The following is a 21,743-nucleotide window of genomic DNA, read 5'->3' on the forward strand; positions in this document are numbered from 1 at the left end:
CTCGCGCTCGCGCCCGTCGCCGCCCGCTATTACGGCCAACCCGCTGTCGCTCACCTGCTGCGGGTGCAGGTGCTGATCTACTTCATCACACCGTTCGCCGCGCTGCCCTATGCGCTGCTCAGCCGCACGATGGACTTCCGCCGGCAAGCGACGGCCAACGTCGCCGCCTCGATCGTCGGGGCTTGCACTGCGCTGGGCGGCGCGCTCGCCGGCTGGGGGGTCTGGGCGCTCGTCGCCGCGCCGATCGCGCTCTTCGCGGCGCGCGCCATCGTGCTCACCTGGAATGCGCATTCGCTGATGTGGCCGAGCTTCGACTTCCGCGGCGCGGGCCATCTAGCCCGGTTCGGGGGGATCATGGCGGCCGGGCAGTTCTTCTGGTTCCTGCAGAGCCAGGCGGATGTCTTCATCGCGGGCCGTCATGTCACGCCGCATCTGCTGGGCATCTATACGACGGCGCTGTTCCTTGCGCAGATCTTCGTGTCGAAGTTCGTGCCGCCACTCAACGAGGTCGCGTTCAGCGCCTATGCGCGCATGCAGGATGACGCCGCGGCGATCCCACGCGGCTTCCTGCGCGCGCTCCGGGTCATCATGCTAGTGGCGATGCCCTTCTACATAGGACTGGCGACGACCGCGGACCCGCTGGTCCTCAGCGCGCTCGGCGACAAATGGGGCGAGGTGGCACCGATCGTGCGCCTGCTCGCACTCGCCATGCCGCTGATGACGCTGCACGTCCTCTATGCCCCCGCCTGCGATGCGCGGGGGCGGCCAGATATCAGCGCGGGGAACGGCGCCTTCGCCGCGGGCGTGCTCACGATCGCCTTCCTCGTCAGCATCCGCTGGGGCATCACGGGACTCGCCTGGAGCTGGATCGCGTCCTACCCTCCCCTGCTCGCGATCATCAGCTGGCGCTCGATACCCGTGATCGGCGTCTCCGCGCGCGATGTCGCGGCGGCTGTCGCACCCTCCGCGATCGCGGCGCTCGGCATGGGGGCGGTGGTCCTCATGGCCGACCGCGCGCTCCCCGCCATGCCGCCGCATCCCCATCTGGCGATCCTCGTTGCGACCGGTGCGGCGACCTACGGCCTGTGGCTCGCGCTGTTCGCGCGCGGTACGTTGCGCGAGCTGGTGGCGCTGGTCCGCAAGCGACCGCTGCCGGCTTGAGGCGCTATTGCTGGATATAGTCGCGCATCGCCGAGGCCTCCGCCTCGATGCGATCGATGCGGTATTTGACGAGATCACCGATCGATACGAAGCCGATCATCCGGCCGTCCTCCACGACGGGCAGGTGCCGGATCCGCCGCCGGGTCATCAGCGACAGGGCCGCGATCACCGCCTGATCGGGTGCGACGCTTTGGACGGGACGGGTCATCACCTCCGCCAGCGGGCGATCGAGCGCGGCCGCCCCATCCCGCGCGATGCCATGGACGAGGTCGCGTTCCGAGAAGATGCCCGCCACCAGGTCGCCGTCCATCACGGGAACGGCGCCGATGCGCCGCTCCGCCAGCAGCGCCACCGCCGCCGCGACGGTGGCCGTCATCGGGAGCGATGCGACCTCATCGCCCTTCGTCCGCAGGATTGCCGCAATCGTCATCCTCGCCTCCTCCGTTCGCCGGCGACCGGTACGCGCCGGCCTGCTTCAGGTGATTGAGCAAATCACGTTTTGACGGCACATGCAAAGCCATGGATTATCCCGGCCTCGACGATCCCTATCAGGCGGCACACGCCTGGACCCGCTTCCGCACGATCATGGCGTGGATGACGCTGGTCGCTGCGATCGCGAGCGCCGGGACGATCGTCACGCTCGCCTGGGTCCAGGGGCCGCTCCATCTCGTCACGATGCTCGCGGTTCTGGGCGGCGTCGGCGGTTCGATCATGATGGCGGGTGCCCTGATGGGTCTCGTTTTCCTCAGTTCGGGCACGGGACACGACGAGTCGGTCCAGCGTTTCGACAAAGACGCCTGACCGAAGGCTTGATACAAAAAGGGCCGGTCCTCCCGCGACGGGAGAACCAGCCCCTTGGCCAAACCGGACCGACGGACCGCTTATTCCGCGGCGGGTGCCTCCACCGCGCGGGTGGTGCGGCGGCGCCGCGGCTTGGGCGCGTCGTCCGCATCGTTGGCGACCAGGGTCAGCGACGGCGGAAGGCGATCGGCATCGACCCCGTTGCTTTCGCCCTCGGCCTGCGCCGCCTCGACCTGCGCGTCGCGGCGCGGACGGCCGCGACGGCGCGGCGCCGCCGGCGCATCGGCAGCGATCACCGCCTCGCTGCGCGCCTCGGGCGTTTCGCCCTCCGCGAACGGCTCGGCGCGATGCTGCCCCGCGACCTCGACCGGCCGCTCGTCTGCCGAGGGGTCGGCCGCGGCCTCCGCGCGACGCGGCCGGCGCTCGTCCCAGTTGCGGCCCTGACGCGTCTCGCCCTCGTTGCCCCGCTGCTCGCCACGGTCGTTGCCGCGCTCGCGGCGACGCTGCTGCCGATTCTCGTCGAACCCGCGCTCGGTCTGGCGGAACTCGCCACCGTCCTGCTCACCCACACGGATCGGCTCGCCCTCGTCGCCGAACTCGTCGTCGCCATCGAGATCGAACGGCTGCTGGCGACGCGGCTGCTGGTCCTCGAACCGGCCGCGCTGATCGGCGAGCACGCGGAAATAATGGTCGGCGAACTGCAGATAATATTCGGTGTTGATCCGGTCGCCCTGACGCTGCGCCTCGGCCGCCAGGTTCTTGTACTTCTCGAGCAGCTGATTGGCGTTGCCGCGCGCGCGGCTGTCGATGCGGTTGCCGTTGTCGGGACGCCCCTGGCCACCGCCACCCTGGCGCGGACCATTGTTGTTGCCACCACCACCACGGCCGCGACGACGACCGTTCTGCCGATTGTTTATCAAGCTACTGTCCTATGATCCGAGTATGTGGTCCGTGAAACCAAACTGGTCCAAGCTCCTGCCCACCAAGGGCTTCCCGACCCGATGGCGCAAACCTCCGGCACCGGCGCCAGGTTCACCGCGACGCGCGGGCCTTGCCAGGGCCGCTGGATCGCAGCGGCTTCCATGACGAAGGATGCGGGCCATCGCCCTGCAATCAACCACATGACGGTGATGATGCGTGCCCCGACGCTTGCAATAGCGGCCGGCAGGGCGGTCCTACAAGCGAAATATGCGTCCTGGCCCGGCAATATTCAAGTCGTGACCAGCAGACAGCGGTCGTGCCCGGCGAGGTCGCGATGGACCCGGCAGTCGAGGCCCGCGTCACCGAACAGGCCGGAGACGGCCGCAGCCTGCCGATGGCCGATCTCAACGGCGGCGCAGCCGCCCGGCGCGATCAGCCGCGGCAGCTGCTGCGCCAGGGTCCGATAGTCGTCGAGGCCATCACTACCCGCGAACAGCGCCGCGGCGGGCTCGTAGGCGCGGACCTCGTCGGGCAGCGGCTCGTCCGTGCCGATATAGGGAGGATTGGCGAGCACCAGGTCGAACCGCGCCGCGATCGCCGCCGCCCAGTCTCCACGTGCGAAGGTCGCACGGTCGGCCATGCCGAGCGCCGCCGCATTGGCCCGCGCATAACGAAGCGCGATGTCGGAACGATCGACACCCAATCCCCGCCCCGGCCATTCGTCGAGCGCGGCCAGCAGCAAAGTCCCCGGCCCCGTACCCAGATCGAGGATGCTGCCGGGCGGGCGGCCGGCGAAATGCGACGCGGCGGCGACGAGCAACGTCTCGCTGTCGGCGCGCGGCACGAGCACGCCCGGCCCGACCTTGAGGTCGATCGTCCAGAAACCACGCGTGCCGACGATATAGGCGACCGGCTCCTGCGCCTCGCGCCGCGCGACGAGGTCCCAGAATGCGGGGGGAACGGCGCGCTGCATGTCGAGAAGCAGCGCGTTGCGATCGATGCCGAGCGCATGCGCAAGAAGCAGCTCGGCGTCGAGCCTGGGCGTGTCGGAGAAGGCGAAGCGGGCGGCGGCCTCGGCGAGGGCGGTGCTGGCCGCGTGAGACGCGCTCATCTCCCTTCGTCATCCCGGCGAAACCCGGGACCCATGGGCTCGGAATGGCGCACGGAATCACGCACCATCGGCCGTTCGCGGCCATGGGTCGCTGCTTTCGCCGGGATGAGGGGGAAGGACGGAGCGCCGCCGGCTCTCAGCCCTCGCACACCCTCACGCATCCAGCGCCGCCAGCCGCTCCGCCTCGTCCTCGGCGATCAGTGCGCCGAGCAATTCCTCCATCTCGCCCTCGATGATCTCGGGCAGGCGGTGCAGAGTCAGATTGATACGGTGGTCGGTGACGCGCCCCTGCGGAAAGTTGTAAGTGCGGATGCGCTCCGATCGGTCGCCCGACCCGACCATCGCCTTGCGCGTGCCGGAGCGTTCCGCCGCCAGCCGCTCGCGCTCCGCCTCGTACAGGCGCGTGCGCAGAACCTTGAGCGCCTTGGCCTTGTTCTTGTGCTGCGACTTTTCGTCCTGCTGGATGACGACGAGACCGGTAGGCAGGTGCGTGATGCGCACGGCGCTGTCCGTGGTGTTGACCGACTGGCCGCCCGGCCCTGACGATCGATAGACGTCGATGCGCAGGTCCTTGTCGTCGATCTGCACGTCGACCTCCTCGGCCTCGGGCAGAACCGCCACCGTCGCGGCGGAGGTATGGATGCGCCCGCCGCTCTCCGTCGCCGGCACGCGCTGGACGCGGTGCACGCCGCTTTCGAACTTGAGCTTCGCGAATACGCCCTGCCCGGTAACGGAGGCGACGACTTCCTTGTATCCGCCCGCATCCGAGCTGGAGGCGCTGATCAGCTCGACCCGCCAGCCCTGCGATTCCGCATAGCGCTGGTACATGCGAAAAAGATCGCCGGCGAACAGCGCCGCCTCGTCGCCACCGGTGCCGGCGCGGATTTCCAGCATCGCTGCGCGGCTGTCGGCCGCGTCGCGCGGCAGCAGCGCGAGCGCCAGGCTGCGATCCGCGCTTTCCAGCGCCGCCTTGTTGGCGTGGAGTTCCTCCGCCGCCATGGCGCGCAGTTCCTCGTCGCCATCTTCCGCCATGAAGGCGAGGCTGTCCGCCTCCTGCCGCAAGCGCCGGACTTCGGCCGCCGCGCGAGCGACGGGTTCCAGCTCCGCATATTCCTTCGACACCTGCACGAAGCGGTCGGAGGGCAGGTCGCCGGTCGCCATCAGCGCCTGCAGCTCGTCGCGGCGCGCCTCGATCTGCGCGATCCGTTCGGCAGAGATAGTGGTCATGCGCGCGGCACCCCCGCTCCGTCATTCCCGCGCAGGCGCGAATCCAGGCGCGCGGACGGCGTGGCCCTTGCGGCGTGACAGCGGCTCTGGATCCCCGCCTCCGCGGGGATGACGAGCGGGGTCACCGTAACGCCTCCGCCACCGCGTCCAGCGGCACCTGACGCTGCTCGCCGTTCGACAGCGTCTTCACCGCGACGACGCCTGCCGCCAGCTCATCGTCGCCGAGGATAAGCGCATGGCGCGCGCCCAGCGTATCGGCTTTCGCCAGACGCTGCTTCATCTTGCCCTTGTACGCCATGTCGACCGCCAGTCCGCAGCGTCGCAGCTCGGCGAGCAGTCCGGTCGCGCGCACTTCGGCGGCCTCGCCCATCGGTACGATGACCGCGTCGATGGTGGGCCGGGTCAATTCGTCCAGCAGCATCGCGAGCCGCTCGACGCCCGCCGCCCAGCCGACGCCAGCGGTCGGCGCGCCGCCCAGGCTCTCGATCAGCCCGTCGTAGCGGCCGCCCGCCAGCACCGTGCCCTGCGCACCCAGCCGGTCGGTGACGAACTCGAAGGCCGTATGCCGATAATAGTCGAGGCCGCGCACAAGTCGCGGATTGCGTGTCCAGGCGACGCCTGCCGCGTCGAGTCCCGCGGTCACCGCGTCGAAGAAGGCACGCGCTTCGTCGGTCAGGAACGCGTCGATGTCCGGCGCGGCATCGGCGATCGGTCGGTCGCGCGGGTCCTTGGAATCGAGGATGCGCATCGGATTCTTGTCGAGCCGGACGAGGCTGTCCTCCGACAATGTGCCGCGATGTGCCTCGAAATGCGCGACCAGCGCACTACGCCAGGCGTCGCGGGTTTCGGCGTCGCCCAGCGTGTTGAGCTGCAGCGTCACGCCGTCCGCGATGCCGAGCTCGCGCAGCAGCTGGTCCGCCATCACCAGCAGCTCGACGTCCGCCGCGGGTTCCGCCGCGCCCAGGATCTCCGCATCGATCTGGTGGAACTGGCGGTACCGTCCCTTTTGCGGACGCTCGTACCGGAAGACGGCGCCGCTGGTGGCCAGCTTGAGCGGCACATATTGCTGCCACCCTTCCGTCAGGAAGGCGCGCGCGATGCCGGCGGTGAATTCGGGCCGCAGCGTCAGCGAGTCGCCGCCCCGGTCCGGAAAGGTGTACATCTCCTTGGACACGACATCGGTCGTCTCGCCGATCGAACGCGCGAAGACCGCGGTATCCTCGAAAACCGGCACGTCGACGCGGCCGAAGCAATAGAGGCGCCGGACGCGGTCGAACGTGTCGAGCACGTGCCCGAATCGCCGCTGGTCCTCGCCGAAGATGTCCTGGGTGCCGCGTATGCGTCGCGGAGTTTCTATTCGGGCCATGATCGGCGGGTATCTAGGCGAGGCGCGCCGGAAGCGCTAGCGCCACCATATGACAGAAAGACCGCGCTGGTGGGGAATCGGCAAACGGGTGGCGCCGCCGCGCTTCGCCCTGTTCGCATTGCTGTTCGCGGTCGGGCTGGTTCCGCTGATCCCGTGGCTGGGACGGGCACGGGGGTGCATGATCGCCTTCGACATCGCCAGCGCGGTGTTCCTCGTCTCGCTGATCCCCCTGTTCAGACGCGGCAGCGTCGAGCACATGCGCCGTGCCGCTCGCGACAATGACGCCAATCGCGCGGTGCTGCTCGGCATCACGGGGGCGACGATGCTGGTCATCCTGGTAGCGGTCGCGGACGAGCTGAAGGGCAAGAACGACGCGATCGCCATCCTCATCGTGATCGTCACGCTCGCCCTCGCGTGGCTGTTCTCGAACATGGTCTATGCGCTGCACTATGCGCATCTGTTCTACAGCGCGAACGAGGAGGGCAAGGACGCGGGCGGCCTCGACATCCCCGAATGCGGCCAGCCCGACTACTGGGATTTCCTCTATTTCAGCTACACTTTGGGCATGACCTTCCAGACCTCGGACGTACAGATCACCTCCCGTCGCATCCGCCGCGTGGCGATCGGCCAGTGCCTGGCGGCGTTCGTGTTCAATCTCGGCGTCATCGCCTTCACGATCAACGTACTCGGGGGAGGGAGCTAAGGGGCTGGACGGCTGACGTTTTCCGCGCAACATTCGTACATCGTCTTCAGCCGCAAAGGCCTTCCATGCACGCCAAGCTTTTCGTCGCCTCCCTTCTTGCGTCCGCCATCGCCGTTCCCGCGATCGCGCAGGTGCCCACCGGCAACACCGCGCCGCAGCCTATTCCCTTCGTCGACACCATCCCCGTCGCCGTCGACGCGCCTTATCCCGGCACGATCAAGCTGGACGTCGACGCGACCGACACGGAACGCGGCATCTTCCGCGTGAAGGAGACGATTCCCGTGACGAAGAGCGGGCCGATGGCGCTGCTCTATCCGAAGTGGCTGCCCGGCAATCACGCGCCGCGCGGAGAGATCGAGAAGCTGGCCGGCCTCGTCATCCGCGCGAACGGCAAGGTGCTTCCCTGGACGCGCGATACGGTCGACGTCTACGCCTTCCACATCGACGTGCCTGCGGGCGCCAAGTCGCTCGACGTCGAATTCCAGTTCATCTCGGCGACGCAGGGCAACCAGGGCCGCATCGTCGCCACGCCGAACCTGATCAGCCTGCAGCCCAATTCGGTCAGCCTTTATCCGGCCGGCTATTTCACCCGCCAGATCCCGATCCAGATGACCGCGCGCTTCCCGACGGGCTGGACCGCGGCGGGCGCGGTGCCGGCGAACGCGAACGGCTCCACCTATGCCTATCAGACGACGAACTACGAGATCCTCGTCGATTCGCCGGTGCTCGCCGGCCGCTATGGCAAGACCTGGCCGCTGTCTTCGCGCGTCAACCTCAACGTCTTCGCCGACTCGCCCGAACTGCTCGCCGCCACGTCGGAGCAGATCGACGCGCACAAGCGTCTCGTCGATCAGGCGGTGAAGACGTTCGGCGCGCAGCATTACGACCATTACGAATTCCTCGTCTCGCTGAGCGATCAGCTCGGCGGGATCGGCCTCGAGCATCACCGCTCGTCGGAAGACGGGACGGCGAAGACCTATTTCACCGAATGGGATTCGAACGTCGCCGCACGCAACCTGCTGCCGCACGAGTTCACGCACAGCTGGGACGGCAAGTTCCGCCGCGGCGCCGACCTGTGGACCCCGGACTTCCGCACGCCGATGCGGGACTCGCTGCTGTGGGTGTACGAAGGGCAGACGCAATTCTGGGGCTATGTGCTCCAGGCGCGCTCGGGCCTCGTCAGCAAGCAGGATACGCTCGACGCCTATGCCGCGATCGCCGGCTCCTATGCGCTCGCGCCCGGCCGCCAGTGGCGCGACCTGCTCGACACGACCAACGATCCGATCATCTCGGCGCGGCGGCCGAAGGGCTGGACCAGCTGGCAGCGCAGCGAGGATTATTACAACGAAGGCCTGATGGTGTGGATGGAGGTCGACGCGATGCTCCGCCAGAAATCCGGCGGGACCAAGTCGATCGACGATTTCGCGCACGCCTTCTTCGGCATTCGCGACGGCGACTGGGGCGAGGTCACGTACACGTTCGATGATGTCGCGCGCACGCTGAACGGCATCGTTCCCTACGACTGGGCCGGTTTCCTCAACAAGCGGCTGACGGAAACGGGCAAGCCCGCGCCCGTCGACGGTTTCGCGATGGACGGCTACAAGCTCGTCTATACCGACACACCCACCAAATATTTCAGCAGCCTGGAAAAGACCCGCGGCACCGACGTCACCTATTCGATCGGGCTCAACGTCGCGCCGGACGGCAACGTCAACGGCGTGATCTGGGATTCGCCCGCGTTCAAGGCGGGACTGGACGTCGGCACCCAGATCCAGGCGATCAACGGCGAGGCCTATAGCGGCGACAAGCTCAAGGCGGCGATCCTCGCGGCCAAGACGTCGAAGGAACCGATCCGCCTGTTGGTCAAGAACGGGCCACGCTTCCGCGATGTCGCCATCGACTATCACGGCGGCCCCCGCTATCCGCGGCTCGAGAAGGTCGGAACCGGCGAAGGCGGTCTCGATCGTCTTCTCGCCCCGCGGTAAGCGGCGGCAGGTCTTAACAAGGGAAAAGCATGCGCATCGATCTGATCCCGGTCGGCAAGTCGCCGCCCGACGACCTCAACGTCATCATCGAGGTGCCGACCGGCGGCGAGCCCGTGAAATACGAGTTCGACAAGGCAAGCGGCGCGCTGTTCGTCGACCGCATCCTGCACACGCCGATGCGCTATCCCGCGAACTACGGTTTCGTGCCGCACACGCTGTCGCCGGACGGCGATCCGCTCGACGCTCTGGTGATCGCGCGCTCGCCGTTCATCCCGGGCTGCGTCGTCCGCGCCCGGCCGATCGCCGTCCTCAACCTCGAGGACGAGGCGGGCGGCGACGAGAAGCTGGTCTGCGTGCCCGTCGACCAGGTCTTCCCTTACTATTCCAATGTCGGCGAACGGGCCGACGTGCCGGAGATCGTCTTCGAGCAGATCGAGCACTTCTTCACCCACTACAAGGACCTGGAGAAGAAGAAGTGGGTGCGCGTCGGCACCTGGGGCGACGCCGCCGAGGCGCGCCGCATCACGGTCGAGGCGATCGATCGCTACAACGCCGCCAAGGCGAAGGGCGAGGAACCGCACGATCACGACGTGCCGGGCCGCGAAGGATAACGACGTCGTCCTCCCCGCGCGCGGGGAGGAGGTCGCCTGCCGTACTTTGTGGAGGGACGGTTCGTCGGCGCACCGCCGCGCGTCCCTCCGCCCCCTCGTTCGCGGCAGGGTCGATCAGCCGAGCGCCTCGTCGAGCAGCTTCGCCAGCCTCAGCCCGCCGCGCTCGACCTCGAGCCGTGCGACGGGCACGATCTTCGCCACCGTCGCATCGTCCAGCGTCACTTTCGCGGGGGTGGGGCCGCAGGGGTCGCCGTGCAGCGCGCTGGCATAGACGACGTCGTGCGCGACCTGCCACGATTCGCGGCTCCAGTCGTCGACACCGCCCCGGGCGATCCGCGCCTTCTCCGCAGGCGAATACCGCCGGACGAGGTTCGGCCCGCTGGTGATCGCACGTTCGGCCAGCGTCCCGTCCCAGACGGAGTGCAGGTTGAACCGCTTGGGGCTGTACACGCCGTAGGCCGCTGCGACGTCGTTGCCGCCCTTGTCGCCCTTCTCGCCGGCATGCAGCGGCTGGTGCAGGTCGCCGACGAAGTGGATCAGGAAGACCAGTGCCTGCGCCCGCTCCTTCGCTCCGGCACGCTTGTCCTTGAGCACTGCGACATCACGCTTGATCTGCGCGGAGACGCAATTGCCGTCCTTGCACGCCTCCTCCAGGCTGAACGGCGCGCAGATGTTCACGTCCTGGAAGTGCCAGTTGTAGGCATAGCCGAACCGCGGCTTGCCTTCGGCAGTCTTCAACGGCTTGACGCAATCGGCCCAGGTGCTCGCCCCCTCGATGGTGGTCGCGGGACAGGTGGGCGTATCCAGCTTCGGCGTATCGGCAAGGATGCGCCGGATGGCCGCGCGCGTCCGCGGCGCGACATTGGCGTATGCGATCCGCGCCACCGTCTGATGCCCGAATTCCCAATAGGCGTGGGCCGGTGCGGCGACGACGAGCGCAGGCAGCGCGGCGAGACAAAAGCGAAGCGTTTTCATGGACTCACGCTGTAGCGAGAAGCGGCCCCGGACAGAAGGGTCAGGATCGCTGAAGCGCTTGCGCCAGAGTTTGAATTACGGGCGTGGAAGCGGCACCGCCCCGATCCAGCCGCGCCGGATCGCACGCCAGCCCCTCATGTCGCGCTTTCGCCATACAGCGCCACGTCGCGCACCCCCGCCGAGGTGGCGCGGGCACGGTACATGCCGGGCGTGGTGAAGTGCCACAACGCCTCGCCCGATGGCGTGACGACGATGACGCCGCCCGTGCCGCCCAGCGCCCGGACGTCCGACAAGGCGGCGGCGGCGGCGATCGCGGCGGCGTCTCCGGCCAGACGGATGCGCGCGGCGATCTCGTGCGCGACGCCCACCCTGATGAACTGCTCGCCCGACCCGGTGCAGGAAACCGCGCAGGCGCGATCGTCGGCGAACGTCCCGGCGCCGATCAGCGGCGAATCGCCGATGCGCCCCCAGCGCTTGCCCGTCACACCGCCGGTCGAGGTCGCCGCGGCGAGATGGCCGTGCACGTCGCGCGCCACGGCACCGACGGTGCCGTATTTCATATCGACGTCGAACGCGTTGCCGCCGCGTGCGACCAGTTCATCGAGCTGCCGTCGCCGCTCCGTCACCGCGAACCAGGCGGGATCGACCGTCTCGACTCCCAGCGTCGCGGCGAAGGCTTCCGCGCCGTCTCCCGACAGCAGGACGTGCGGGCTGTCGCTCATCACGCGGCGGGCCAGCGTGATCGGGTTGCGGATGCGCGTCAGTCCCGCGACCGACCCTGCCGCGCGCGTCGTGCCGTCCATGATGGCGGCGTCGAGCTCGATACGTCCGTCCAGGGTGAAGGCGGCCCCGCGCCCCGCATTGAAGTGCGGATCATCCTCCAGCACCCGCACCGTCGTCTCGACCGCGTCGAGCGCGCTGCCGCCGCCGGCCAACACCGCCGCCCCGGCGTCGCGCGCGCGGGCAAGTGCCTCGCTCGCTCCGGCTTCGGCCGCGCCACCGATCCGCGCGGGGGTGATCGTGCCTGCGCCGCCGTGCAGGACGAGGCTCCAGGTCTGGGTCATGATGCGGGCACCTTGTGCTGGGAAAGACGGCGAAGCCCGATCAGCGGGCGCAACGGCTCGACCTTTCGGCCGATCAGATAGAAAGCGAGCGAACCCAGCACCGTGGCGGCGACCAAAATCGCGAATTCCGCGCCCCCGGCCAAACCGGCCGGGATCAGCCAATAGGCGACGACGACGATGATCGTCTGGTGGACGAGATAGAAGGGGAAGACCGCCTCGGTAAGAAGCGGTCGCAAGCGGTGATCGCGGTTCCAACGCCGTTCGGCATGCCCGATCAGCGCGACGATCGCGCCCCATTGCTGGATCGCATGCGCGGCGCCGTAGGTGGGGTAGAGCCAGCGCGGCGGCTCGGCCGCATCGGGGGAAAGTTCGATGCCGACGATCATCGCATAGCCGAGGATCGCCGCGATGCCCGCCGGCCAGCGATAGCGCACGCAGGCGGCCAGCACGCGCGGGGCGCCGGCCAGTGCGAAACCGAACAGGAAGGCGGGCAGATAGATCAGGTGCGCCATCAGGTCGTGCGCGGGATCATGCGTTTCATAGCCCATCGGAAACCACCAGGCATGGACGCCGATCAACCATGCCGTCGGGACCAGAAGCACCAGCGGCCCGGCGAAGACGCGCTCGAACAGGTGCTGCATGGTGCCTGCGCGGACCAGCGCGCCGTGGGCCGGTCCGGCCGCAGTCACGCTCGCCACCCCGACCAACGCGGCGAGCACGACCGTATACAACCAGAGATAGAGCACGAACCAGAGGTGGTTGAGCGCCGGCAGGCCGATGCCCGCGAGCTTTCCGAAGCGGAAATAGTCGTGAAGCCAGAAGGTCGCAAAGCTCGCGCGATAGCCGTGCTGGGTCACCAGTTCGACGAAGGATTGCGGCGGCACGAGGACAGCCACGCCGAACGCCAGCGGCACGAGCAGCCGCATCGTCCGTTGCCCCAGGAACCCGCCGACGCCCGTCGCACGCCCGAGCAGGGCCCGGCTGGCATAACCGGAGACGACGAACAAAAGGCTGAGCCGCCAGGCGTTGACCGCAAGCATGGGCAGCACCGCCCAATCCGCGCCATGCGGGCTCTTCGCATGGAAACCCCATGGCACGAACACCATGCCGACGTGATAGGCGATCAGGATCGCAAAGGCCGCGATACGCAGCCAGTCCAGGCCGAAATGCCGTGGGATCGGCGATGTGGGAAGGGGGCGCGCCATGGCAGGCGTGCTTCCCTACACCAGCGTCTTTGAACCGCAACCCGCGCGCTGTATATGAGGGCCATGTCAGTACGTCCGTGGCGCGACATCGTCCGCCGTCCGAGCCGCCAGATCATGGTCGGCAATGTTCCCGTCGGCGGCGATGCGCCGGTCACCGTCCAGACGATGACCAACACGCCCACGCCCGACATCCGCGGCACGGTCGATCAGATCCGCCGCTGCGAGGAGGCGGGCGTGGACATCATCCGCGTATCCTGTCCGGACATCGAATCGACGACCGCGCTGAAGCAGATCGTGCGCGCGAGCCACGTGCCGATCGTCGCCGACATCCATTTCCACTACAAGCGCGCGCTGGAGGCGGCGGACGCGGGCGCCGCCTGCCTACGCATCAATCCGGGCAATATCGGCAGCAACGAGCGCGTTGCGGAGGTCGTGCGCGCCGCCAAGGCGAACGGCTGCGCGATCCGCATCGGGGTCAACGCCGGCAGCCTCGAGAAGGACCTGCTCGAAAAATATGGCGAGCCCTGCCCCGATGCGTTGGTCGAAAGTGCGCTCGACCACATCAAGCTGCTGCAGGATCACGACTTCCACGAATATAAGGTCGCGGTGAAGGCGTCGGACGTCTTCCTGGCGGTCGCCGCCTATCAGGGTCTGGCCGAAGCGACGGACTGTCCCCTGCACCTGGGCATCACCGAGGCGGGCGGCCTGATCGGCGGCACCGTCAAATCGTCGATCGGCATCGGCAGCCTGCTCTGGTTCGGCATCGGCGACACGATCCGCGTGTCGCTGTCGGCGGAGCCCGAGGAGGAGGTCCGCGTCGGCTTCGAGATCCTCAAGGCGCTCGGCATCCGCAACCGCGGCGTGCGCGTGGTGTCCTGCCCAAGTTGCGCCCGACAGGGATTCGACGTGATCCGCACCGTGCAGGCGCTGGAGGAACGGCTGCAGCACATCCGCACGCCGATGAGCCTGTCGGTGCTGGGCTGCGTCGTCAACGGCCCCGGCGAGGCGCGCGAAACCGACATCGGCATCACCGGCGGCGGCAATGGCAAGCACATGGTCTATCTGTCCGGCGTCACCGACCATCACGTCCAGGACGCCGATATGATCGACCATATCGTCAAGCTGGTCGAGGCGAAGGCGGCGGAGATCGAGGCTGCGTCGGTACCGTCGGAGCCGGTCGCAGCGGAATAGTCCTGACGCCCCTTGGTACCTATGCTATGATACAGGTACTGGAGGCTTCGACATGACCTATCATGCCAAGGTGATCGCGGGCGGCAAAGTGGTGATTCCGGCGGATATCCGCCGCGAACTCGGCATCAAGGACGGCGATTCGCTGGTCGTCGACCGCACGGATGATGGTGGCGTCAGATTGATGACGTTCGATCAGTCGGTCCGCAACGCGCAGGCCAAAGCGCGCGCCATCTTCGGTGAGGATTATACGGTCGATACGTTTCTGAGGGAACGACGCGCCGACTGGGGCGAGGAATGAGCGCGGTCGTCGATGCATCCGCGGTGATGGCGCTGATGCTCGGCGAAACGGGGGCAGATATCGTTGCCGGGATCGTCCGGGGCAGCCGGATGTCGACCGTCAACGTCGCCGAATGCTGCGCACGTGGGGTGGAACGTGGCGCGAGCGCCGAGGCGGTGCTGGCTATCCTCGGCAGCTACGAGATCGCGGTCGTCCCCTTCGATCTGCCGATGGCGCTCGAGGCGGCACGGCTGCGGGAGCCGACCCGCGCGCAGGGCGCGTCGCTCGGCGATCGGGCATGTCTGGCCCTGGGTCTTCTGCACCGCCTGCCTGTCTATACGAGCGATCGCCGTCTCGCGGAGGTCGATCTCGACATCGACATCCGGCTGATCCGGTGACCCGCGCCGCATCGCCCCTTCTCGCCTTCGGCGTCGCCGCCGGGGGGATCGCGGTCTATTCGGCGATGGACGCGCTGATGAAAGGGCTGTCCATCACGAGCGGCGCTTACAATGCCGTGTTGTGGCGCTCGATCGCGGGGGTGGCGCTGATGCTGCCGGTGTTCCTCGTCCGGCGGCGCCCCTGGCCGACGCGCGCGGCGCTGAAGCTTCACGCGGCACGTGGATCTGTAGCCGGAGCATCCGTGCTGCTGTTCTTCTGGGGCCTGGTGCGCGTGCCGATGGCGCAGGGCGTCGCGCTGACCTTCCTCGCGCCGCTCATCGCGCTGTTCCTCGCCGCGCTCACCCTGGGCGAGCGGATCAGGCGCGCCGCGATCGGTGGTTCCCTTGTCGCCAGCCTCGGCGTCCTTGCCATCGCGATGGGCGAGGTCCAGGCGCGCGCGTCGCAGGACGCAATATTCGGCAGCGTGGCGGTGGTCGCGGCGAGCATCCTCTACGCGGGTAGCCTGATCCTGTTGCGTCGTCAGGCGCAGGTGGCGGACCCGCTGGAAGTCGCGCTGTTCACCAGCGTCGTGCTGAGCCTGCTGCTGCTCGTCGGCGCGCCCTGGTTCGGCAGCATGCCCGCCGCCGGACAATGGCCCGAAATCCTGGTCGCGGCGCTGCTCGGTTCGGCGTCGGCGGTCGCGCTCGCCTGGGCCTATGCGCGGGCGGAGGCGCAGGTACTCGCGCCGGTCGAATATACCGCCTTCGTCTGGTCGGCGCTGTTCGGCTGGCTCGTTTTCGCCGAGGTCGTCTCGGCATGGACGGTGGCGGGGGCGGCACTGATCATCGCGGGCTGCATCGTCGCCGTGCGCCGCCCCTTCCCCGCCCCGCAGACCGAGGCTTCCGCATGATCCGACCCGCCACATCCGCCGACATTCCCACGATCCTCCACCTCGTCCGCGAACTGGCAGCCTTCGAGCGCGAGCCCGATGCCGTCACCGCGAGCGAGACGGACCTGCATGCCGCTCTGTTCGGGCCACGACCCGCCGCTGAGGCCGTGATCGCGCAGGAGGACGACGCCGTGCTCGGCTTCGCGCTCTTCTTCCACAATTTCTCGACCTGGACGGGGAAGCGCGGCCTCTACCTGGAGGATCTGTACGTCACGCCCGCCGCGCGGGGCCAAGGTATCGGCACGGCCCTGCTCCGCCATCTCGCGCAGGAAGCAGTGGCGCGGGGCTGCGCACGATTCGAATGGTCGGTGCTCGACTGGAACGCCGACGCCATCGCCTTCTACCGGGCGATGGGCGCGGTCGGCATGGAGGAATGGACGATCCAGCGCGTGACGGGCGAAGCGCTGGAGCGCCTCGCCCGCGGCTGAATTCAGCCGACCACGACGGTCACGGCGCGCCGGTTCTGCGCCCAGGAGGCGTCGTCGGACCCGAGCGCGACGGGGCGCTCCTTGCCGTAACTGATCGTGGTCAGGCGCGACGGGTCAATCCCCTTGGCGACCAGATAGTTCTTGGCCGCATTGGCGCGACGATCGCCGAGCGCCAGATTGTATTCGCGCGTGCCGCGCTCGTCGCAATGGCCCTCGATCGTCGCGCGGACGTTCGGGTGGCTCGCCAGCCACTGTGCCTGCGTGTCGAGGATCGTCCGTGCTTCCGGATCGATGTCGTACATGTCGAGGCCGAAATGCACCGTGTTCGAGCTGACCGAGCGGCGGAAATCCGCGTCGGAGCCCGGCACCGTCGCGTCGCCGACCTGACCATTGTTCGACGGCGGCAAGTTGCCGGTGTTCATCCCGCCAGTGTTGTCGACCGGCGGCGGCGGCAGCTGCTTCGGCTTGTGCGCGCAGGCGGCGAGCGACAGCATCGCCGCAGCGGTCATCAGCGTCGTGGAAAGCTTGGCCATCATCGTATCTCCCTAAGAATCGTCCCGCCCCCGAAACGCCCCCAATTCGGCGTCACGGCCTGATCGGCCCCCAGGCCGGATCCGAGCCGTCGAGCGGCGTCGGGATCTTGCGTTCGACCTGACCGGTCAGGTCGACCATCCACAGATCCGCCTTGCCCGATCCGCCCTGCGTCGAGCGGAAGAAGGTGATGGCGCGGCCGTTCGGCGACCAGCTCGGCCCCTCGTCCTGCCAGCTGTTGGTGAGCAGCTTCTCGCCCGACCCGTCCGGCGCCATGATGCCGATCCGGAACGCGCCACCCAATTTGGTGAAGGCGATGAGATCGCCGCGCGGACTCCACACCGGCGTGCCGTAGCGGCCGCCGCCGAAGCTGATGCGATGCTGGTTCGACCCGTCGGCGTTCATCACGTAGAGCTGCTGTCCGCCGGAGCGGTCGCTCTCGAACACGATCCTCGATCCGTCGGGCGAATAGCTGCCGCCGGTGTCGATGCCGGGCGAGGTCGTCAGCCGTTGCGGCGTGCCGCCGCTCGCCGCGACACGGTAGATGTCGGTATTGCCACCCTGCGCCATCGAGAACAGGATCCAGCGACCGTCCGGCGAGAAACGCGGCGCGAAGGTGAGCGACACGTTCTGCACGACCCGGCGCGGCCGGCCCGAGCCCAGGTCGTAGACGTAGATCGACGGCCGGTTGTCCTCGTAGCTCATGTAGACGATCGACTGCTGGTTCGGTGCGAACCGCGGCGTCAGCACGATCGCCTGGCCGTTGGTCAGGAAGCGGTGGTTGAAGCCGTCCTGGTCCATGATCGCCAGCCGCTTGATCCGCTTCGCCTTCGGCCCCGTTTCGGAGACGTAGACGATGCGGCTGTCGAAATAGGGGCCCTCGCCGGTCAGGCGCGCATAGACCATGTCGGCGCATTTGTGCCCCGCGCGACGCCAGTCGGCCGGCGGCACGACGAAGCCGGTGCGCGTCAGCTCGACCTTGGAGAAGACGTCGTACAGGTAGCAGCCGACCGTCAGATTGCCGTCGGCACCGGCGCGCACGAAACCCTGCACCAGCGCCTGCGCGCCCGTGCCGCCCCAATAGTCGAACGCCGGCGCGTTGACCTCCTGGAAGCCGACCGGCCGCAGCTTGCCCGGCGCGAGCGGGGTGAAAAGCCCCGAATTCCTGAGGTCGTTGGCGACGATGTCGGCCAGCTGCCGGCCGAGCACGTCGGTCGATCCCGCCGGCGTGTCGACCACCTGCGCGGTGGGCATCACGGGGATGGCGATCGGCATCGGCTCGGACACGCCGCCGGTCACCGACACTTCGAGCGGCGCGGCGTTCTGATCCTGCGGCTGGCCCGCCGGCTGCTGCTGCTGCGGCGGCGTGGAGGCGGGTGCCGTCTGCGCCGCTGCCGGAAGAGCAAGGGCCGAGAGGGCCGCGGTGGCGGCCAGCGCCGCGAAGACTTTTCCAATCATGGGCATGTTCCTGTTGGCATCCCGGCCTGTACCACTTCCGGCGGGTCCGGACTTTCCTGCTGCATCCGCGCCAGATCCGCGCCGCGCGTGTCGAAGCCTCGCTCTTCCACGCGACGAGGAGGAAAGCCCGTCGACGGACGCACGGCGAACGGCCGGAAGATGCCCTCGGGCCATCACCGGATCGTCCAATGGAAGTTGATGTTATTCCACCCGCCGGTTGGCGTCGAATAATATTCGGCCGGGAGCTTCAGTGGCGAACATGCCTTCAAGGCAGCGATGCCGAGATCGATCACCCGCTGCTTATACCGATCGTTTTCGTCGGTGACGCCGGTCTGGCGCACCATCCGCGGGGTCGCCGCGAGCGAGCCGTCCTGATTGAGTCGCAGATTGAGGACGGACACGATGGAATTCGCCCCGGGCATGCCCGTGGTCGCCTGCCGGTCCGCGCACGGCTGGATCTGGCGCTTGATGGCGTCCTCGATCCCCGCCATCGCTCGCGCATCGATCTTCGCTGCCTTCGGCGCGGGCGACGTGCTCGTCGACGCCTCGCTGGTCAGGCCTTTCAGAAAGTCGCTGCCGAGCCGCGAGCCGCGAGGACGCTCGGCCTTGCTCGCCTCATCGCTGCCGCGACCCGCCTTGGCGGCAGGCTTGGCTGCGGCTTGTGGCTTGGCCGCCGGCTTCGACGGCGCTGGACGATCGGCCGGCTTCGCTTCCGCTCTCGGCTTGGCGGCGGCCTTGTTCGGCTTGGGCGACCGCTTGGCCATTTCCTCCGCCGCCTCGGGCTTCGGCTTGGGTTCGGGTTTCGGCTTGACCGGGGCCGGCTTGGGCTTCGGCTGGGGCTTGGCCGGCGCGGGCTTCGGCTCAGGCTTCGGTTCAGGCTTGGGCTGGGGCTTCGGCGGCGCGGGCTTGGGTTCGGGCGGCGCGGGTTCGGGCTCCGCCGCCGGCTCCGGCTCGGCCGCCGCGGGCGGTGCCGCATCCTCGGGCTCGCCGGCGTCGGGCGCCCTGGATTGCGCCGGCGGGGTCACCGCCTGTGGCGCGGTCGCCTCCAGCGCGACGTCCTTGACCAGGCTGACCTCCATCGGCGTCTGCTGGAGCTTCGCCGGATTGGGCGTGGCGAGGAAACCGACCGACAGCAGGCCGAAGAGCACGACATGCCCGACGACCGCCACACCAAGGCCGATTTTCTCCGCCCGATCCATCAGCGCGTTCCGCCGCCCTCACCGGTGCCCTCGACGGTCAACAGCGACACGCGATTCAGCCCTGCCCGGTTCAGCTCGCCCATCACCCGCATCACGCGGCCATAATCGAGCGCGCGGTCGGCGCGCAGGAATATCTGCGGCGGCTGGCCTCCGGCCTCCGGCTTGGCCGCGATCGCTTCGAGCCGCTGCGGCAGCGCGTCCTCGGCGACTTCCTGGTCGTCGATATACAGCCGCCCTTGCGCGTCGAGCGAGATCTGCACCGGCTTCTGGTCCTGATCCAGCGCCTTGGCCCGGCTGTCGGGCAGGTTGACCGGGACGCCCGCCGTGAGCAGCGGCGCGGTGACCATGAAGATGATCAACAGCACCAGCATGACGTCGACCAAAGGGGTGACGTTGATGTCCGCCACGGGCGCCCGGCGTCCACGTCCGCGCTGCGAGGGAAGGTTCATCGCCATGGCGCGCGCTCCCTTACCGGCCCGAGTCCAGCTGGCGGCTGAGCGTCGTGTGGAAGCCGTCGGCGAAGCGGCCCAGCGCCGCCTCGATCCGGTTCACGCCATGGCTGAAGCGATTGTAGGCGATCACCGCCGGTATCGCCGCGAACAGGCCGATGGCGGTCGCGAACAGCGCCTCGGCGATCCCGGGCGCGACGACCGCCAGCGAGGAATTCTGCGCCTGGGCGATGCCGGTGAAACTGCGCATGATGCCCCAGACGGTGCCGAAGAGGCCGACGAAGGGCGCGACCGAGCCGATCGTCGCGAGGATATTCAGCTTGTCGCTGATCCGGTCGATCTCGCCCGCCGCCGCCGCGCCCATCGCGGTCGCCAGCCGTTCGCGGGTGCCGCCCTTGTCGATGCTGCCGCCCGCCGTCGACCGGCGCCATTCCTTGACGCCGGCGGCGAACACCTTGGCGGACGGAAGATCCTGATCCGCCTCCGCCTTGTAGAAGGCGTCGATATCCTCCGCCTTCCAGAAATCGCGTTCGAACCGCGCCATGCCCTTGCGGATACGCCCCAGCCGCCGCCAGAAGGCGACGATCAGCGTCCAGGTCCAGATGCTGGCGACGAGCAGCCCCGCCATCACCACCTTCACGACGACGTCGGCCTGCAGGAACAGGGCGACGGGCGACAGGGTCGCCGCATCCATGTTGAACACCGGATTCATTCGTTGGTCCCCTGCCACACCAGGCGTTGATAGATGTCCGTCCACGCGGCCGGCTGGCGACGGGGGCGGCCGTTCGCGGCGACGAGCGCCGCTGTCACCTCCGCCTCCGTCAGAACAAGCGGACCGCGCCTGACTGTCTGATGAATGACGACGCTGGCCGCGCGCACGGACGTCACGCGGCTGACCACCAGCAGCGCGTCGTCGAGATGCGCGGGCGCGCGATAGCGGATGGTCAGATCGGCGACGGCATAGGCGCCCTCGCCCGCATCGAACACGGCGCGCTGGTCGATCCCCGCCAGCCGCAGCATCGCGGAGCGCGCGCGCTCCATGAAGCGCAGGTAATTGGCGTGGTAGACCACGCCCGAAAGGTCGGTGTCCTCGAAATAGACGCGCACCGGGAACAGGTGCTCGCGCCCCTCGAACCGTCCCGCCGTCGGCTGGTCGATGCTGTCCTCCCGCATAGGCAAGCGCCGTTAACCTAACCGCGCGACTCGGGGAAGCCCGTTGCCGCGCGTGACGCGACGGAAAGCGCTTGACGGATGTAACGCATGGGTTACATGTAACCCGCAGGTTACAGGAGGGTGCGATCATGGACTCGATCGAATTGGCCGAACGCAAGAGCCGGGCGTGGGCGGTGATGCTCTACGTGCTCGGGGCGGTGCTGCTGCTGTCGGAACTGATCGGCATGACCGTATTGCAACGCGATTTCGTCGACGGCTTCTGGCTGGGCGTGGCGCTCGTCTGCGCCGTGACGCTGCTGCCCTGGCGACGCTGGCTGAAGCCGGACAGCCCGATCAACCGCCTGCTCGAGGACGAGGTGGTTCGCGAGCATCGCCGCATGAGCTGCGTGGCCGGGTTCTGGGCCGGCCTGGCGTCGGCGCTCGGCACCGCGCCCTTCGCACATGACGGAATGCTGTCGGCCTATGACGTATCGCGCGTCGTCGCCACCGCGGCGCTGTTCGCGGCGATGGTCAGCTTCGCCACGCTCGAACTGCGGGCAGCGCGATGAGCGCCGGCGGCACGCGCAATCCGAACGCGGGA

The 21,743-nt window shown here is 68.3% G+C and carries 25 protein-coding genes (1 of these 25 only partly in view); 11 read left to right on the forward strand and 14 right to left on the reverse strand.

Annotated features, from left to right (window positions below; translation table 11 throughout):
- On the forward strand, nt 1–1,161 hold the 3' portion of the coding sequence (locus tag RF701_RS09600) for a lipopolysaccharide biosynthesis protein (RefSeq protein ID WP_308814797.1). Its footprint begins 321 nt before the window's first position; only the last 1,161 of its 1,482 coding nucleotides appear in the window; the start codon falls outside the window, past its left edge; the stop codon is at nt 1,159–1,161.
- Between the two features lie 4 nt (nt 1,162–1,165).
- Here the strand turns inward: RF701_RS09600 and RF701_RS09605 are convergent, their stop codons facing one another.
- The gene (locus RF701_RS09605; RefSeq protein WP_308814798.1) at nt 1,166–1,591 is read right to left on the reverse strand and encodes a CBS domain-containing protein; all 426 of its coding nucleotides are present in this window, start codon (nt 1,589–1,591) and stop codon (nt 1,166–1,168) included.
- Between the two features lie 89 nt (nt 1,592–1,680).
- On the opposite strand from RF701_RS09605, the gene RF701_RS09610 reads away from it, so the two are divergent.
- Nucleotides 1,681–1,962 carry a hypothetical protein gene (locus tag RF701_RS09610; RefSeq protein WP_210357761.1) on the forward strand — a complete coding sequence of 94 codons (282 nt, stop codon included), beginning with the start codon at nt 1,681–1,683 and terminating at the stop codon, nt 1,960–1,962.
- An 80-nt stretch (nt 1,963–2,042) separates the two neighbouring features.
- On the opposite strand, the gene RF701_RS09615 is transcribed toward RF701_RS09610, so the two are convergent.
- From RF701_RS09615 to hisS, 4 genes are all read right to left on the reverse strand, one after another.
- Nucleotides 2,043–2,882 (reverse strand): DUF4167 domain-containing protein, encoded by an 840-nt coding sequence (locus RF701_RS09615; RefSeq protein WP_210357760.1) that lies wholly within the window; start codon nt 2,880–2,882, stop codon nt 2,043–2,045.
- 290 nt (nt 2,883–3,172) lie between these two features.
- Nucleotides 3,173–3,994 carry a peptide chain release factor N(5)-glutamine methyltransferase gene (prmC, locus tag RF701_RS09620; protein ID WP_308814799.1) on the reverse strand — a complete coding sequence of 274 codons (822 nt, stop codon included), beginning with the start codon at nt 3,992–3,994 and terminating at the stop codon, nt 3,173–3,175.
- Between the two features lie 153 nt (nt 3,995–4,147).
- Nucleotides 4,148–5,221, reverse strand: a complete 1,074-nt coding sequence (prfA, locus tag RF701_RS09625) for a peptide chain release factor 1 (protein WP_210357758.1) — start codon at nt 5,219–5,221, stop codon at nt 4,148–4,150.
- A gap of 121 nt (nt 5,222–5,342) precedes the next feature.
- Nucleotides 5,343–6,587, reverse strand: coding sequence for a histidine--tRNA ligase (gene hisS, locus RF701_RS09630; RefSeq protein WP_308814800.1), 1,245 nt, complete (start codon nt 6,585–6,587; stop codon nt 5,343–5,345).
- Between the two features lie 49 nt (nt 6,588–6,636).
- Here hisS and RF701_RS09635 point away from each other — a divergent pair, with 49 nt between their 5' ends.
- The 3 genes from RF701_RS09635 to ppa all read left to right on the forward strand — a co-directional run bounded on the left by RF701_RS09635 (nt 6,637) and on the right by ppa (nt 9,886).
- On the forward strand, nt 6,637–7,290 hold the full coding sequence (locus RF701_RS09635; protein ID WP_210357756.1) for a DUF1345 domain-containing protein: 654 nt from the start codon (nt 6,637–6,639) through the stop codon (nt 7,288–7,290).
- A 65-nt stretch (nt 7,291–7,355) separates the two neighbouring features.
- Nucleotides 7,356–9,275, forward strand: a complete 1,920-nt coding sequence (locus tag RF701_RS09640; RefSeq protein ID WP_308814801.1) for a peptidase M61 — start codon at nt 7,356–7,358, stop codon at nt 9,273–9,275.
- A 29-nt stretch (nt 9,276–9,304) separates the two neighbouring features.
- Nucleotides 9,305–9,886, forward strand: a complete 582-nt coding sequence (gene ppa / locus RF701_RS09645; RefSeq protein ID WP_210357755.1) for an inorganic diphosphatase — start codon at nt 9,305–9,307, stop codon at nt 9,884–9,886.
- Nucleotides 9,887–10,000: 114 nt separating this feature from the next.
- On the opposite strand, the gene RF701_RS09650 is transcribed toward ppa, so the two are convergent.
- The 3 genes from RF701_RS09650 to RF701_RS09660 form a co-directional block, all read right to left on the reverse strand.
- A complete protein-coding gene (locus RF701_RS09650) occupies nt 10,001–10,861 on the reverse strand; it encodes a S1/P1 nuclease (protein WP_308814802.1) in 861 nt (286 codons plus the stop codon).
- Nucleotides 10,862–10,995: 134 nt separating this feature from the next.
- Entirely contained in the window at nt 10,996–11,925 is a 930-nt protein-coding gene (locus RF701_RS09655) for an isoaspartyl peptidase/L-asparaginase (RefSeq protein ID WP_308814803.1), read from the reverse strand.
- Nucleotides 11,922–13,130 carry an acyltransferase family protein gene (locus RF701_RS09660; protein ID WP_308814804.1) on the reverse strand — a complete coding sequence of 403 codons (1,209 nt, stop codon included), beginning with the start codon at nt 13,128–13,130 and terminating at the stop codon, nt 11,922–11,924. The genes RF701_RS09655 and RF701_RS09660 overlap by 4 nt, the downstream gene beginning before the upstream one ends.
- 63 nt (nt 13,131–13,193) lie before the next feature.
- On the opposite strand from RF701_RS09660, the gene ispG reads away from it, so the two are divergent.
- Genes ispG through RF701_RS09685 form a run of 5 tightly spaced genes read left to right on the forward strand, consistent with a single transcriptional unit; the run spans nt 13,194 to nt 16,353 of the window.
- Nucleotides 13,194–14,321: a flavodoxin-dependent (E)-4-hydroxy-3-methylbut-2-enyl-diphosphate synthase gene (gene ispG / locus RF701_RS09665; protein ID WP_308814805.1), complete on the forward strand. Its 1,128-nt coding sequence runs from the start codon at nt 13,194–13,196 to the stop codon at nt 14,319–14,321.
- A 52-nt stretch (nt 14,322–14,373) separates the two neighbouring features.
- A complete protein-coding gene (locus RF701_RS09670) occupies nt 14,374–14,619 on the forward strand; it encodes an AbrB/MazE/SpoVT family DNA-binding domain-containing protein (RefSeq protein ID WP_203311380.1) in 246 nt (81 codons plus the stop codon).
- Nucleotides 14,616–14,996: a type II toxin-antitoxin system VapC family toxin gene (locus RF701_RS09675; RefSeq protein WP_210357751.1), complete on the forward strand. Its 381-nt coding sequence runs from the start codon at nt 14,616–14,618 to the stop codon at nt 14,994–14,996. The genes RF701_RS09670 and RF701_RS09675 overlap by 4 nt, the downstream gene beginning before the upstream one ends.
- Complete coding sequence (locus RF701_RS09680) at nt 14,993–15,886, forward strand: DMT family transporter (protein WP_308814806.1); 894 nt, start codon at nt 14,993–14,995, stop codon at nt 15,884–15,886. The genes RF701_RS09675 and RF701_RS09680 overlap by 4 nt, the downstream gene beginning before the upstream one ends.
- Nucleotides 15,883–16,353 (forward strand): GNAT family N-acetyltransferase, encoded by a 471-nt coding sequence (locus RF701_RS09685; RefSeq protein WP_210357750.1) that lies wholly within the window; start codon nt 15,883–15,885, stop codon nt 16,351–16,353. Before RF701_RS09680 ends, RF701_RS09685 begins: the two co-directional genes overlap by 4 nt.
- Before the next feature lie 2 nt (nt 16,354–16,355).
- Here RF701_RS09685 and pal read toward each other — a convergent pair whose 3' ends face one another.
- The 6 genes from pal to RF701_RS09715 all read right to left on the reverse strand — a co-directional run bounded on the left by pal (nt 16,356) and on the right by RF701_RS09715 (nt 21,163).
- Nucleotides 16,356–16,886, reverse strand: a complete 531-nt coding sequence (pal, locus tag RF701_RS09690; protein ID WP_203311384.1) for a peptidoglycan-associated lipoprotein Pal — start codon at nt 16,884–16,886, stop codon at nt 16,356–16,358.
- A gap of 52 nt (nt 16,887–16,938) precedes the next feature.
- On the reverse strand, nt 16,939–18,348 hold the full coding sequence (gene tolB, locus RF701_RS09695; protein WP_374758607.1) for a Tol-Pal system beta propeller repeat protein TolB: 1,410 nt from the start codon (nt 18,346–18,348) through the stop codon (nt 16,939–16,941).
- Between the two features lie 167 nt (nt 18,349–18,515).
- The gene (locus RF701_RS09700) at nt 18,516–19,541 is read right to left on the reverse strand and encodes a cell envelope biogenesis protein TolA (protein ID WP_308814810.1); all 1,026 of its coding nucleotides are present in this window, start codon (nt 19,539–19,541) and stop codon (nt 18,516–18,518) included.
- Nucleotides 19,541–19,996 carry a protein TolR gene (tolR, locus tag RF701_RS09705; protein WP_308814812.1) on the reverse strand — a complete coding sequence of 152 codons (456 nt, stop codon included), beginning with the start codon at nt 19,994–19,996 and terminating at the stop codon, nt 19,541–19,543. The genes RF701_RS09700 and tolR overlap by 1 nt, the downstream gene beginning before the upstream one ends.
- A 13-nt stretch (nt 19,997–20,009) precedes the next feature.
- On the reverse strand, nt 20,010–20,702 hold the full coding sequence (tolQ, locus tag RF701_RS09710) for a protein TolQ (RefSeq protein ID WP_203311388.1): 693 nt from the start codon (nt 20,700–20,702) through the stop codon (nt 20,010–20,012).
- On the reverse strand, nt 20,699–21,163 hold the full coding sequence (locus tag RF701_RS09715; protein ID WP_308814814.1) for a YbgC/FadM family acyl-CoA thioesterase: 465 nt from the start codon (nt 21,161–21,163) through the stop codon (nt 20,699–20,701). Before RF701_RS09715 ends, tolQ begins: the two co-directional genes overlap by 4 nt.
- A gap of 128 nt (nt 21,164–21,291) precedes the next feature.
- Here RF701_RS09715 and RF701_RS09720 point away from each other — a divergent pair, with 128 nt between their 5' ends.
- Nucleotides 21,292–21,711: a hypothetical protein gene (locus RF701_RS09720; protein WP_203311390.1), complete on the forward strand. Its 420-nt coding sequence runs from the start codon at nt 21,292–21,294 to the stop codon at nt 21,709–21,711.
- Nucleotides 21,712–21,743: the final 32 nt, after the last annotated feature.

This window comes from Sphingomonas sp. GV3 (genome assembly GCF_031082075.1).
GTDB lineage: Bacteria > Pseudomonadota > Alphaproteobacteria > Sphingomonadales > Sphingomonadaceae > Sphingomonas > Sphingomonas beigongshangi.